The sequence below is a fragment of the Collinsella sp. AM29-10AC genome, assembly GCF_003469085.1.
Taxonomy (GTDB): Bacteria; Actinomycetota; Coriobacteriia; order Coriobacteriales; family Coriobacteriaceae; genus Collinsella.
The window spans coordinates 12,470-26,890 of record NZ_QSKB01000014.1; the positions used below are offsets into that span (position 1 = coordinate 12,470).

General features: G+C 59.1%; 11 protein-coding genes. 5 read left to right on the forward strand and 6 right to left on the reverse strand.

Annotation, left to right across the window (positions count from 1 at the left end; translation table 11 throughout):
- The first annotated feature begins 4 nt into the window (after nucleotides 1-4).
- Nucleotides 5-1,108 (forward strand): RsmB/NOP family class I SAM-dependent RNA methyltransferase, encoded by a 1,104-nt coding sequence (locus DW754_RS05800; protein WP_117758767.1) that lies wholly within the window; start codon nucleotides 5-7, stop codon nucleotides 1,106-1,108.
- Between the two features lie 24 nt (nucleotides 1,109-1,132).
- Here the strand turns inward: DW754_RS05800 and DW754_RS10935 are convergent, their stop codons facing one another.
- A complete protein-coding gene (locus DW754_RS10935; protein WP_158557554.1) occupies nucleotides 1,133-1,303 on the reverse strand; it encodes a hypothetical protein in 171 nt (56 codons plus the stop codon).
- 190 nt (nucleotides 1,304-1,493) lie between these two features.
- On the opposite strand from DW754_RS10935, the gene DW754_RS05805 reads away from it, so the two are divergent.
- Entirely contained in the window at nucleotides 1,494-2,585 is a 1,092-nt protein-coding gene (locus tag DW754_RS05805) for a hypothetical protein (RefSeq protein WP_117758766.1), read from the forward strand.
- Between the two features lie 82 nt (nucleotides 2,586-2,667).
- On the opposite strand, the gene DW754_RS05810 is transcribed toward DW754_RS05805, so the two are convergent.
- Nucleotides 2,668-3,558 carry a DegV family protein gene (locus tag DW754_RS05810; RefSeq protein ID WP_117758765.1) on the reverse strand — a complete coding sequence of 297 codons (891 nt, stop codon included), beginning with the start codon at nucleotides 3,556-3,558 and terminating at the stop codon, nucleotides 2,668-2,670.
- A 319-nt stretch (nucleotides 3,559-3,877) separates the two neighbouring features.
- Between DW754_RS05810 and DW754_RS05815 the strand changes: the two genes are divergently transcribed.
- The 3 genes from DW754_RS05815 to DW754_RS05825 all read left to right on the forward strand — a co-directional run bounded on the left by DW754_RS05815 (nucleotide 3,878) and on the right by DW754_RS05825 (nucleotide 6,894).
- A complete protein-coding gene (locus DW754_RS05815) occupies nucleotides 3,878-5,794 on the forward strand; it encodes a fructose-1,6-bisphosphatase (protein WP_117758764.1) in 1,917 nt (638 codons plus the stop codon).
- 78 nt (nucleotides 5,795-5,872) lie between these two features.
- Nucleotides 5,873-6,268, forward strand: coding sequence for a GtrA family protein (locus tag DW754_RS05820; protein WP_117758763.1), 396 nt, complete (start codon nucleotides 5,873-5,875; stop codon nucleotides 6,266-6,268).
- A 218-nt stretch (nucleotides 6,269-6,486) separates the two neighbouring features.
- Nucleotides 6,487-6,894, forward strand: a complete 408-nt coding sequence (locus DW754_RS05825) for a GtrA family protein (RefSeq protein ID WP_022095123.1) — start codon at nucleotides 6,487-6,489, stop codon at nucleotides 6,892-6,894.
- A gap of 159 nt (nucleotides 6,895-7,053) precedes the next feature.
- On the opposite strand, the gene DW754_RS05830 is transcribed toward DW754_RS05825, so the two are convergent.
- From DW754_RS05830 to DW754_RS05845, 4 genes are all read right to left on the reverse strand, one after another.
- Entirely contained in the window at nucleotides 7,054-7,938 is an 885-nt protein-coding gene (locus DW754_RS05830; RefSeq protein ID WP_233508891.1) for a DUF4430 domain-containing protein, read from the reverse strand.
- A 9-nt stretch (nucleotides 7,939-7,947) separates the two neighbouring features.
- Nucleotides 7,948-11,730 (reverse strand): DUF4430 domain-containing protein, encoded by a 3,783-nt coding sequence (locus DW754_RS05835; protein WP_158561621.1) that lies wholly within the window; start codon nucleotides 11,728-11,730, stop codon nucleotides 7,948-7,950.
- A 431-nt stretch (nucleotides 11,731-12,161) separates the two neighbouring features.
- Nucleotides 12,162-13,925, reverse strand: coding sequence for an AarF/ABC1/UbiB kinase family protein (locus DW754_RS05840; RefSeq protein ID WP_117639742.1), 1,764 nt, complete (start codon nucleotides 13,923-13,925; stop codon nucleotides 12,162-12,164).
- A gap of 8 nt (nucleotides 13,926-13,933) precedes the next feature.
- Entirely contained in the window at nucleotides 13,934-14,350 is a 417-nt protein-coding gene (locus DW754_RS05845) for a hypothetical protein (RefSeq protein ID WP_117583986.1), read from the reverse strand.
- Nucleotides 14,351-14,421: the final 71 nt, after the last annotated feature.

The following is a 14,421-nucleotide window of genomic DNA, read 5'->3' on the forward strand; positions in this document are numbered from 1 at the left end:
ACGGATGTCCAAGCCGCGTCGTCGTAAGCAGAAAAAGCAGGTCAAGGCCGAGCTCAAGCTCAGGCAGTTTGCCGCCACCGAGCTTTCCGACCAGCTTGCCGCCCTTCCTTGCGCCGCCGACCTGCCGCGCTTTATGGTCGACACGGTCGCCGGCGCCTATGCGCCCGCCGATGCCGAGCTCATGATCGAGGGCTTCGGCGCCGCGGCCACACGCCCGGTCACGCTGCGCGCTAACACGCTCAAGGCAACCGCCGAGGACATCGCTGCGGCGCTCGATGCCGCCGGCATCGCCCACAACCCCGTCACCTGGTACCCAGACGCCTTCGTCCTGCCCGAGGCACAGGTTTCCGACCTGTGGGACCTCGACATCTACCGCGACGGCAAGATCTACTTGCAAAGTCTGTCGTCCATGATGCCGCCGTTGGTCCTGGGCGCCCAGGCAGGCGAGGACATCCTGGACATGTGCGCAGCCCCTGGCGGCAAGACGACGCAGATCGCCGCCCTCACGCAGGGGCAGGCGCACCTTACCGCCTGCGAGATGAGCATTCCCCGCGCCGAGAAGCTCGAAGCCAACCTCCACCGCCAAGGCGCAAAAAACGTGCCCGTCATGCGCACCGACGCACGCGAGCTCGACGAGTTCTTCCGCTTTGACCGCATCCTGCTCGACGCTCCCTGCACCGGCACGGGCACCGTCGTCAGCGGCAACGAGAAAAGCCTGCGCGGCCTGACCGAGCAGTTGCTCGGCAAGTGCGCCCGCTCGCAGCGAGCACTTCTGGACCGCGCCATGGGAGCCCTCAAACCGGGCGGCACGCTCGTCTATTCGACTTGTTCGATCTTGCCGCAGGAAAACGAGGACGCCCTGCAAGAGGCCCTCGACAAGCATATGGACTGCGAGCTCATTCCCCTCGACGGCACGCCGAGCGAAAGCGAAGCGCGTCGCGCCCAGGATGCCGGTGAAGAGCCGCGCATCGAGTCCAACGCTCTCACCGAGGCAATCGCCGCGGGTCAGGTATCGGCCATCGCCAACGGCCTGCCCGGCACGCTCACCATTCCGCCCAGCCGCGAATTTGAGGGCTTCTACATTGCCCTGATCCGAAAACGCAGCTAGCGCACGGATCCAAAACTCAACAAGCTATCTCCGTGCGCGTTTGCCCTGCTGGTCGCGATGCTGTTTAAGCATCGCGCGCTCCTTGCGTTCGGCCCTTTTGCCTTTAATGGCCGTAACCACAAAGTAGATGACCGCGGCGGCTACGATTGCGCCCACGCATAGGCCAATCGAGCCCAACATTGCCGAAAATTCCATACCGCGTCACCTCTCTTTTAAACGGGACTTTCAAGATAGCACCTCGATCCCCGCCACCACAGCTCCTTCACGTTCGCCGCCCTTCGGTCTAACGGAGGACGCGGCGGGGAAAAATCAACTCGTCAAACGATTTAGCATTCGCAATTCCGGCTGCATCGCGCCGGCCGTCATCACATAGAATCGAGCTTCCATGGATACCCTCAACGATCTAAATGAGCGCGTCGACGCCTTCGTCGGCACCAGCTCCTTCGACACGCCTGCCGCGGCAAGCGACCAAGCCCCCATCGATGTGCCCGCCGAGGTTCACGAGGACATCGTCGCCTCGGTCGATTTCTCCGAGGTCGAGCTCGCAGACGAGTTCACCGAGCCCCAGGTAGCCGTGACCCCCAACGGACTGCTCCCCATGGAGCCGCTGCCCATCGACGGGCGTTTGCGCAAGGCGGCCCTTCGCATGCCTGACGAGATTGAGGAGGCCAGCGGCTTCACGCTCTTTGGCCGCCGCATCAAGTCGCTCATTTACACCACCGATGTCGCGGTTATCCGCAACTCCAACGCCGATGCCGTCTTTGCGGTCTACCCTTTCACGCCGCAGCCCGCCATTACGCAAGCGCTGCTGACCGTCGCCGAGTGCCCGGTCTTTGTAGGTGTGGGCGGTGGCACCACCACTGGTAAGCGCTCCGTGCAGATGGCAGCCGTCTCCGAGATGCAGGGCGCGGCGGGATGCGTGGTCAACTCCCCCGCCACCGCCGAGATGGTCGAGCACATCACCAACATCGCCGACATCCCCGTCATCGCTACGGTCGTTCGCTGCGACGACGATGTCCACGCCAAGGTGCGCGCTGGAGCCAAGATTCTCAACATCGCCGCCGGCAAGAACACGCCCCAGGTCCTACGCGAGCTGCGCAAGCACTATCCCAACCTGCCGCTCATCGCGCCGGGCGGCAAGACGCCAGAGAGCATCCGTGAAACCATCGCCGCCGGCGCCAACGCCATCATCTGGACGCCGCCTTCGGCCCAGCAGCTACAGACCGACATGATGCAGCGTTATCGCAAGATGAAGGAAGACGCCACACCTGTCATCTCGCACGACGATGTGCCCATTATCGACCAGGTCTCCGCCGCCGAGGTCAGCCAGGTCGAGAACATGAATCCCGACGTGCCGATTCCCGACGAAGTCATCGAGCGCGTCGCTTCGATCCACGAGCGCGTCGAGGAGCATCGCGCCAACCGCGGCCTCAAGCCGTCACTGCACGGCTTCTTCTTCCGCGGAAAGAAACGCTAACCCCCAACAGCAAGGCCCGCCCCACAAACGTGAGGCGGGCCGTTTTCGTTTGAGCAATCATGCAGCGATGTGATGGGGCAAACTAATCCACGCGCTTGTCGCCCATAAAGAAGAGCGCCACCGTACCAGGTCCGGTATGCGAGCCAATCAGAGTACCGATGTTATTGATCTCAATCTTGCCTTTAAGCTGCGGAATCTGTTCCTCGATCAGCGCCGCAACTGCTTCGGCATCCTCGCGGCACGCCGAGTGCGACATGATGCACTTACCCGAATAATCCGCACCGTCCTGCACGTGTGCCATCATGGTCTTAGCCATCTCGGAAATCGCGCGCTTCTTAGTGCGAATCTTCTCACGTGGCGACAGCCCACCTTCGCAATCGACCGTCATAAGCGGGCAAATCTTAAGCGCCGTGCCGATGATCGCGCTCGCAGCCGAAATGCGACCGCCGCGCAGGTAGCTCGACAGATCGGTCGAGAAGAACCAGTGGTGTAGGTTGAGCTTGTGCTCCTCAACCCAGGCAGCCGTCTCGTCGAGCGAAGCACCGCTATCGCGCACGTCGGCGGCATATTCCAGCAACAGGCCAAAGCCCGAAGACGCCGCCAGCGAATCGATGACGCGCACCTTGCCGCCCTGGGGATAGCGGTCCGCGAGCATCTGCGCCGCAACGCAGGCCGATCCATACGTGCCCGAAATACCCGACGACAAGGTCAGGTGCAGCACGTCTTTACCCCCGGCAACGAACGGTTCCCAAAACTCCTCGTACTCACCCACGCTCACCTGAGACGTCTTGGGCATGGCGCCCGCGGCAATCTGGGCAAAAAACTCGTCCGGCGCAATCGACTGATACAGATCGTCCGTATAGACAACATCGTCGATCTCGTAATGAAAACACACGACAGGGATATTGCGCGATTCAAAGAACTCGCGGGTTCGATCGGCGGCGGATTCACAGGTCAGGACAAAATCACTCATATGAGGCTCCTTACTCATTGCTGCGCAAATTATCGCACAGCAAATGTGAATACGGTACAAATGTCCACTATTTACCAAATTGAACCAAAGGTAGTGAACATCTTTACCGTCATCATCTCTATCGATCCCGGAGGCATGCGCCTGCAAAACGACCCCGCGTCTCCATTCAACCGCCATATCCACCTCGACTAAATCGATTTACCAAACCGTTCGGCCAACAATTCGACCTCCCATCTCCAATCGAAACAAAAGCGGCGCATACTGATAAACGTTTGACGCTGTTTTTATCAGTTTTAGCAACCACATCGGAAGGTGCCTCATGGTCGCATTCGATCGCAATCCGCAAGACTTCAAGTATCTGCGCCTGCTATCGAGACAGTTCCCTACCGAGCAATCCGCATTCACCGAGATCATCAACCTCTCGGCCATCCTCAACCTGCCCAAGGGCACCGAGCATTTTATGAGCGATGTGCATGGCGAGTACGAAGCCTTTATGCACATCCTCAACAACTGCTCGGGCGTCGTGCGCGAACATGTCGACGAAATCTTTGGCGACACGCTCTCCTTTGACGAAAAGGGCGAGCTGTGCACGCTCATCTACTATCCGCGCGAGAAGATCGATCTTGTCCGCAGCCGGCGTGAGGACTCGCCCACCTGGTACAAGACCATGCTCGACCGACTCATTGTGGTCGCCCGCTCGCTTTCGAGCCGCTATACCCGCTCCAAAGTGCGTAAGGCCATCCCGCGCGATTACGCCTACATCATCGACGAGTTGCTGCACACGCATCCGGATGAGAACAACTACCGCGTGCGTTATCACGAGCGCATTATCGAATCCATCTTGGAGACCGCCAGCGCCGACGACTTTATCGAGTCGCTCGCCTCACTCATCAAGCGCCTCGCCGTCGACCACCTGCACCTGGTGGGCGACATCTTCGACCGCGGTGGCGGCGCGGCCAAGATTATGGACCGCCTGCTTACCTATCATTCGCTCGACATTCAGTGGGGCAACCACGACCTGCTGTGGATGGGCGCCGCTGCCGGCGAGCCCGCCTGCATCGCCACGGTGCTGCGCAACAACCTGCGCTACGACAACTATGAGATTCTTGAGAACGACTATGGCATCTCGCTGCGCGAGCTTGTCGCCTTCGCCGACGCCACCTATACCGCCGGCGAGTCCATCAGCCCGCTCATCAAAGCCATTAACGTCCTGCTTTTTAAGCTCGAGGGCCAGATTATCCAGCGCCACCCCGAGTTCGACATGGCAGATCGCCTGCTGCTCGACAAGATCGATCACGACGCCAGCACGGTCACGCTTGCCGACGGCAGCGTATGGCCGCTCACGACCAACGACTTCCCCACCGTCGATCCGGCGGACCCCTACACGCTCATGCCCGAGGAGCAGCACATCATCGACAAGCTCGTGTCCGAGTTTGTCACCGCCGATCACCTGCATCGCCACATCGATTTCCTCTATACCCACGGCTCCCTGTATAAGGTCGCCAACGGCAACCTGCTCTTCCACGGCTGCGCGCCGCTCAACGAAGACGGCACCTTTAGCAGCATGAACTGCCTGGGCACCTGGCACGCCGGCCGCGATTATTTTGATTTCTGCGACCATATCGCCCGCCGCGCGTGGCGCGTTGGCGACCGCGATGCCCTCGACTGGATGTGGTACCTGTGGATCGGCTTTAACTCACCCGCCAGCGGACGCGTGGTGCGCACGTTCGAGCGCGCCTACCTCGCCGACAAGAGCACGTGGGTCGAGCCGATGGACCCGTACTATACGCTCACCACATCCTCGTCCGTTTGCGACGACATCATGCGCGAGTTTGGCGTCGCCCCCATGGCTTGCTCGCCGACGGGCCACATCATCAACGGCCATACGCCCGTTAAAACCACCAAGGGTGAGCAGCCCATCCGCGCCGAGGGCAAACTGCTGGTCATCGATGGCGGCTTCTGCCGCGCTTACCATCCCAAGACGGGTATCGCCGGCTATACGCTCATCTCGAGCTCGCGCGGCTGCCGCCTCAAGTCGCACCGGGCCTTTACGACGGTTGCCGAGGCACTCACGCGCAACGTGGACATCGAAAGCGAGACCAACCGTTTTGACCAAGCAGACCGTCGCCGCATGGTGAGCGACACCGATTCCGGAGCCAAGATCCGCAGCCAGATCCAAGACCTGCGCCAGCTGCTCGATGCATATAGAAACGGTGCTATCGAGGAGCGCGCCTAGCACCACCCGTGGGGATTGGCTAAACTTGCTGAGTTTGTCATCCCCGCGGCGCCCCGGCGCCACCATAAGGCAGGTACCATGCAAAAGCTCCTTGCGCAGATCATGAAATTTGGCGTCGTCGGTGTCATTGCCACGGTTATCGACTTTGGCATTATGAATCTGCTCCACTACGGTCTGGGCCTCAACATCCTAATCGCCAATACCAGCGGCTTTATCGTCTCACTCATCTTTAACTACCTCGCAAGCATGAAGTACGTGTTTGCGCACAAGGAAGGCATGAGCCGCCGCCGCGAGTTCATTATCTTTGTCGTGCTGTCCGTGATCGGCCTGGCACTCAACGACGGCATCGTGTTGACACTCAACGCCGGCCTGGGGCTCGAGGCCAATATCGCCAAGATTTGCGCCACCGCGCTTGTCATGGTCTACAACTTTGTGACCCGAAAGATCTTCCTGGAAGGCGATGAGACCAAGTAACTCGCAACCTTACAGCTTTACAATGCCCACGGATGACGCGCGTCGTGCGCTGTGTTGTTCGTGGGCATTGCTCGTTTACGGGCAAATTTTCAACGTTTGCGGATTAGCACTTGATAATTTGGCGAGTTCGTATAGTTCTTGGCAAAGACCTTACGTTTCCCTTGCAAAAGCTCTAAAGTATCCTCTGCTCGATTCATCAACGCATTGGATGTGATTACGTGCGCAAGGCACTGGCACAACCTCATACTAAGCAGTTCCTCAAGTTCGCTGTCGTGGGCCTTATCTCCTTTGGCATCGACTGGGGTATGCTCATTGCGCTCGTCGAGCTGTTCCACCTCGACTTTTTGATGAGCACCACGGTCTCGTTCATCACGTCCGTCGTGGTCAACTACTGGCTCAGCATGAAGTACGTGTTCGACCATCGCGAGGGCATGAGCCGCAAGCGCGAGTTCACGATCTTCACCATCCTGTCGGTGATCGGCCTGGGCCTCAACGACCTGTACATGTTTGTGGGCGTCACGTTTTTGAGCATCGGCTACCAGGCCATGAAAGCGATCGCTACGTTCCTCGTCACCTGGTACAACTACTTCAGCCGCCGCTTCTTCCTCGAGGGCGCACGGTCGTAGTCGATTCACTATTTGCTTGAATGTATAACCGGTTGGAATTCCCGTTCCAACCGGTTTTTTGTTTGCCGAGAGACCCGGCGACCCAGTCCTCTACGCATGAAAAACGGGTGGCCCGGATGCTTATCCGAACCGCCCGTTTGGTGCGATATGTCGAGGCCTCTAGCCTGTAACGTAATACCAGACCACGTTGTCGCCGTTGGAGAGAACGTAGTTGCTGCACGCCGTCATGGGCGTTGTGCCGTTGACGGAGTACATCCAGCCACTCGTGCCGCCGTACTGTTTCTCGGCCAAACCACCAATCGCGGAGACATACGTGCCGTACGACGAGCCACGTGCGTTGACAGAAAGGCCCAGCGCGTACAGGGCATCGTAGACGGTAGCGCCTTCGTTAAAGGTAAAGGTGCCACCAGAGGACACAGGATTGCCCACGGCGCTCGATGTAACCGAAACCGTCACTGTTACGTAGCTGGACTCCTGCGAGCCGCTCTGGCCGCCCGAGGGAGCGCTTCCGCCATTAGAGCTGGAGGCTCCATCAGACGACTGGCCGCCGCCCGAAGAAGCACCGCCAGACACATTGGAAGTATCGCCGGTTCCCGTATTCTGGGCAGCGGATTTATCTCCAGACTTCTTGCCGTCCTGACCATCGGACTTCTTGCTATCCGAGCTTTTATCCGATTCCTTGTTTGAAGACTCGGAATCGTCCTTGGACTCATCCTTTGCGTCATTCGATGACTTGGAATCCTTGGAACTGGCCTCGCCCGAAGTCGTAGTCGAGCCAGACGCCTTGGTGTCCTTGGTGACGACGCTCTCCCCCGTCACGGTCTGAATGATCCAGTCGATGGACCAGGCACCGCTTGTGGAAGGATGGACGAAGCCCAGCGAGACGACGATCAGAATGGTGCACGCGGCAGCCAGAACGCCAAGGAGCGCCTTGCGACGAGGGGCGGACGCCGCCGAAGCGGCGCCCTTTTGCTTTGCATCGTCGAACTGAATGAACGAGGAATCTGGTTGCTTGGGATCAGCGTCCTTGGATTTATTGGACACAGCCCTCACCTACCGACGTTTGGTGAACACGAACACGCCGACGATGGCGAGACCGATGACGCCGGCGGCAACGCCAACAATGGCGAGCGGGTTGATGCCAGTCTCCTGCTCGGAAGCGCTAGAGGACTTCTTAGCAGCGGTCGTGGAAACAGCACCCGTATCGGACTTGGAATCGGACTTCTTGTCGGACTTGCTGTCCTTCTTGCCAGACTTCTTGTCAGACTTCTTCTCGTCCTTCTTATCGGACTTATCGGAGTCTTTCTTGTCGGACTTGTTGTCCTTGGTCTCGGTCTTGGTCGACACCGTCGTCTTGGTCACCGGCTTCTTGCCCGGGGCAATAGCGCCGCCCTTCGAGCCGGAGCCAGAACCCGCGCCAGCGCCAGCACCGGAACCGTTGCCAGCGCCGCCGTTGCCACCATTAGTGCCAGAACCGCCATTACCGCCAGGGTTAACAGCATTCTTGGTCCACTTGGCATACAGCGTCAGATCGGCCGTCACCGGCGTGCTAAAGTCATACGCCTGCGTGCAAGCCTCATCGGTATACCAGCCAGCGAAGGTGTAGCCATCGCGCGTCGGATCGGCCGGCTTGACCAACTTGCCGTCGGCCGTAGCAACAAACTTAGTGTCGCAAGCAGACCCGCCGTTGGAATTAAAGGCGACCGTCCAAGACTCAACAGCCCCGAGTTTGAACAGCGTGCCCGAGTCATTGATGTAGTACAGGTTGCCAGATGCATCGGCAATGACCGGAGAGTCACAGTACTGGTAATGGCCAGCCGCATCATAAATCTGCGTCGCCTCTGCATCGCCGAGCGTATAGCGATACACGCCACCACCAGCAGAGTAGTTGACGTAATCCTTGCTATCCGCGCTGTTAACGGTGAAGTACACATAGGTCTTGCCGCCCTGAACACTCACCAGCGGAGTAGCAGCAATACCGTTGAGGCCAGCCGGCAGCGCCTTGCCGTCGGCAGCAGCGACCATCGTGGTCTTACCCGTCTTCAGGTTATAGAGAACCAGAGCAGAGCCAGTACCCGTCTGTCCGCCGACAATCAGATTGTCACCAGACACCGCAGGGGCGCTCAGATTATTCGTAAGGCCCAGATCAACCGTCTTCTGTTCACTCAACACGCCCGTCGCCGAAAGCAAAATCACATGGAGCTTTCCATCGTGCGTCATCTGATAAAAGGTCGAACCATTGGACGGATCGGCAATGCAATCGGCATTTGCGACAGCGCCGAGCTTCATGGTCGAAACGACATCGCCCGTCGTCTTATCAATGCACTTAAGCGTACCCGCGCTCGTAGGAACGATGGCATACTTATCCGTCAAAGCCGCACCAGTCCAGTAATAGCCCTCGGCAGGGTCGATGTTCTGCCAAGAAACTTCGCCCGTGGCAATCTTAATGCGCGCAAAGGAGCCGTTGCCGTAGGTCGCGTTGTAATTCTCGTCATACGAAATATCGACCGAGCCTACATAGACGTACTCGCCGTCCGAAACGACGGTGCAGGAGCTCTGCGTCAAGTCCGTCAAACCAGGCGTCAGCCACTTGCAGATCAGCTTGTCTGCAGTAATCGCCTGGACCGCACCGCCGTTGAGCGGAACGATGATAAGGCCATTGGTATAGATCGGACGAGAGGTATAGCTCACCTTGGAGGCAAGCGGCGCAGAGGCAACCTTTTTGCCCGTGGACGAATCGATCTTAATGAGCTCGTTCTCGGTCGCGATGTACACAAAGCCGTTGGCGATGACAGGTTCGCTGCAGTTGGCATACTGCTGACCAGACTCGGCCTTCCAATCGAAGGCCCACTTAAGACCGGCAGCCTGCGCAGGCGTCTTGGCATCCGTTACGGTCGAACCGTTGCCACTGTTGCCGTAGCCGGCCCACTCGGCATCCCAATCAGGAGCCGTCGCGCTCGGGTCCACGACAATCTTGTCGGGGTCGGGCATGGGCGAATTATCGGTGGTGTAGGCAAACGTAACCTTGTCGCCGCTCTTGAGCGTGACCTGGTTGGCGCAGAGAGATGTGAGCTCTCCGTTGATATACAGATGCCAATATCTATTGGTCGCACCATCCCAGCCATACGGCTTGTGATCGAACGGCGAAGTAATGGAATTAAGGAGCCAGTACTCACCACTCTGGGAGCCGTTATACGCAACGCTCTTGGCCTTCAGAAATGCCTCAATAAGGTTCTGGGCCGTGGAGCCTTCGGGCAAAGAAACATTGCTTGCCGAGCCCCAGCGAGTATTGTTGCCGTTGACATCGGGACCGATAACATCGACAGACCCAAGAACCTGGCCAGGAAGGGCATCGCTGTCGCCAGCATACATAAAGGTGACGGCGTCACCCTCTTGGAGCTCGTAGGCACCAGCGCCAACGTTCTTGAACTCGCCATTTACGTAGAAGCGCCAATAGCTATTGGTTGCAGCATCCCCGACATAGGGCTTACCGTCGACGTCGAACGGCGAATAAATGCCGTTGAGGAACCAGCCCCAAGACGATTCGCTAGAATCGAGCCTAAGACCAGTCTGCTCCAGCAAATCCTTGGCAGTAGAGCCCGCCTTGAGACCCGTCTGGCCCGTCGAGGCCCACACCTGCTGTTTGCCGTCCTTGTCCTTGCCAAGCACCTGAACGGAAGCATGGACGGAATCAGAGGGCAACTGGTCGCCCCAGCCACCGTAGAACCACGTAACGGTATCGCCGGCATGAATGGTGACATTGTCCGCCGTGTAGTCGCTCGACTTGCCGTTGATGAACAGCTGCCAAGAGGTCGAATAATCGAGCGGCGTACCCAGCTCAACGCCGTTGTACTTAAGGCTCAGAATGAAGGAGCCCGCAACAACGGCGTCAATATCATTCGCCTCGAGCGCGACCTTCGTAAGGTCAAGTGCGTTCGAGCCGGACGTCACCACATACTGCGCGTTATCGACCCAAGTCTGAGTCTTGCCCTGGGCATCGCGACCAATGACGGTCACATTTGCGGCAACCTGGTCCTTAACGACAGGGGACGAGCTACCAGCCGTATAGGCAAACTCAATCTTCTGCCCCTGGGTGAGCTTGACGCCGCTCGCGCCAACCGAGGAAGACGCGCCGTCGACAAACAGCTGCCAGTAGGCATAAGTCGCCGGATCGAAGGCAAGCGTGCGGCCATCGCTCGGGGACGTAATGCTTTCGAGGTAGAAACCGTATGCCGTGTTCGGATCGTATTTCGCCTTGAAGCCCACCTTCTGCTGCAGCTTAACGAAGGCGTCCGCAGCCGTCGAGCCCTCGTCGAGCTTAAGCTGCGTAGGTGCCACCCAGGTCTGAGCCTTGCCGTCGGCATCGGTGCCGATAATCGAGAACGAGACCTCGACTTGCTTCTTGGCGACATCGCCAGTTTCTGTCGGGCTCTCCGTCTGAACGGCAGCCGCGGCGGCAGATCCTGCTTGGCCAGTGGGCGCCGTCGAAGACTGCTCGCTCGTGGCAGGGCTCTCCCCCGTCGCCGAGCCTTCGTCGCCAGTTGCTGCCTCTGTTGTGGCGGCACTAGCCGCAGGCACGCCCTCGGAATCCGAAACCTCGGTGCCGCTCTGCTCAGTGGTACCGCCCGCAAGCGCTGCGTCCTCGCCCGGCGTCGCAGCCTGAGCCACGGCCTCGGCAATGCCCTCGGCGCCCTCGGCCCACAGCTGAGCCGGCGTGGTGCCAAAGGCCATCGCGAAGGCCAGGAATGCCACCAGGCCGCGCTTGGCTACGCCGCGTGCAATCGCGCCACGGCGATGCAGCGAGGCGCGCTCGCGCTCGTCCTCAAACATATCCATTTGTCCCCCATTGTCTGTACTTGGAGCATTGCCCAGCGGCTGCCCCACGTCATCGCGCATGTTACGCTCGAGTTCCCCCATCGGGGTCCCCCTTCCCTCCAGAGCCCTATGCACACCGGCGGCATACGCCGCAGCCGCATGCAAGATGGGAGGCGATCCGACTTAACCTTAACGGCTCAGGCGCGTCGTCCGATCTGCGACGCGAACATCCCGAGCCAAGAGGAATTACGGTTACTGGTACAGCCGGGGACTTGCACCCCGATTCTCCCAAACGCGCAGGAAAACCGCGCGTTCGTGCGTCTCCGCACCACCATCTAGGCCATCGATTATTATCGTCAAAATGGTATCACGCAAAAGGGCCCCGCACACAGGCGAAGCCCAAGGTAAAAGCTATTGTTTGCGATAGGAAAAAGCGGTGACGGTCGCAGCCTCTAGTGTTTGCCGCCGTGGCTGTTGAGCCAGATATTGCGGCCCAGCATAAGCGCCAGCACCAGCGCGCTCACGTAGCCCATAAAGCCAATGACCGGGATACCAAACACAACCGGCTCGATGCGTGCGTAGTACACCACCGACGAACCGATAAACAGGCCGGCGATAACGATAGCCATCGACATGCGGTCGATAATTCCGCCCAGCTGTCGCAGTGCCTTATCGCTGCTCATGATCTGCGTGTTCACCTTAAGCTGGCCGCGCGTAAGCATGCGCGAAGCCAGCCCCAGGTACTCAGCCGCCTCGAGTGAGCCCTTCGCCGCGCGATAGCTGCTCGCGGCAAGATCGCGCCCCATATCGCGCACACGCGCATAGGTGCTTTTCTCGTTTTTAATGTGCGTTTGGATGATCTGGATCATGTTGACGTTGGGCATGTACTCGGTCAGCAAACCCTCGAGCGTCACCATGCCGCGCGCGAACATCGTCACCACGCTCGGCAGCTCAACATCGTTTTTGCGCGCCAGGTTTAACAGCGAGGTCAAAAACTCGCCGATATCAAGATCCTTCAGGTCAAGGCCCGCAAAGTCAGCCACGATAAAGTCAAGGTCGGACAAAAACGCTGAATGATCGAGCTCGGCCGAATCGCCACGCGTCACGGCGAAGCGCATGAGCGAATCCTTGAGCTTGGGAACGTCACCCTCGGCCACGGCGAAAATCATGTCCTTTACGATACCGCGATCGTGACTCGACATGCGTCCGACCATGCCCAAGTCGATAAAGTAAACGATACCGTCCTTGAGAATGATGTTTCCCGCATGCGGGTCGGCATGGAAAAAGCCGTCGTCGAGCACCTGCGTCGAGTAGTCCTCGACGATCGCGGCACCGATCTTTTCCAAGTCATAGCCCTCGGCCACCAAGCGTTCAGGATCGGCGATCGAAATGCCGTCGACGTAATCCATGACCACCACGTGCTCGGTGCATAGGTCCAGATAGGATTTAGGGCACGTCACGCCATGAACGCTCTTATGGAACTCGTAGAAGTCGTTGAGGTTTTTGGCCTCGGCCAAAAAGTTGGTCTCCTCGCGAAACGAGGTCCACAACTCCTCGACTACGCCGTGCAGGTCAACGAATTGATCGGTGTTGACGAACTTGGAAACGATACGCACCACCGAGCGGATGATATCGATGTCCTGTGCCATAACCTGCTGCGCACCGGGGCGCTGCACCTTGACGGCCACGTCCTCGCCCGTCACCAGACGAGCGCGGTGCACCTGCGCGAGCGATGCGCTACCAAGCGGATTGGGGTCGATCGCATCGAACATCTCCCCCAGGCGCAGGCCGTATTCTTCTTCCAGACAACTGAGTACGACCTCGTACGGCACCGGCTCCACGTCGGAGCGCAGACGACGCAGCTCGTCGCAAAAGCGTTGCGGCAGAATCTCGGACCGGTTGGCCAGAATCTGCCCCATCTTGACGAACATGGGGCCGAGTTCCTCGAGCAGGCGGCGCAAACGAACCGGCGTGAGGTTATCCCACACGCGGTACTTTTTGACCAGACGAACAATCTGCCCGATGCGTTCGCGACGACCCGCCGGCGTGAGCTGGTATTCCTCGTCCGGCGCCATCGCGTCGGGCTCCTCGGGCACCATATCGACAGCACGCGGCTTCTTGCGAGCGCCCGAGACGGCGGCATCGACCTCATCGACAACCGCCGCCTCGTCACCCAGAGGATCTAGATTGTTGTAATCGGTGGTGGAATCTGCCATCTGCGCTGCTACTCGGCCTCTTCGGTATCCTTCGCATCGTCGGGCTCAACGGACTCGACGGGCACCGAGGTCACGTTGTCCTCGACTGAATCGACGATGTCGCGCACATGGGCTAGGAAGGCCGTGCGCTCGGGGGCGGTCATAACGCGGACGCGGGCAAGGATGAGCTCGTCGAGCACGCGCTGGGCCGCGGTCTCGCCCTGCATGCCCAAGCGCTCGGTCAGATCGGAGATGGTACCGCCGGCCTGCTCGAACATGTCGGACACACTGCGGGCGATATCGGGGGTGGCGGTGTCCTTGCGGACCTGCTCGCCCTTGGTGTTAAGGTCGTCGAGGACCTTCTTGCCGCCTTCGACAGCAACGGCGGCAGCGCCAAAGCCCACGTTAATGGCGCCGTTAACAAGCTGATCGAGTTTCATAACCATGGTTGTCTCCAATCACAAACAACTGCATTGGCGTTCTTGTACCCAAGATTGAGCGAAAGCGACAAAGCGTT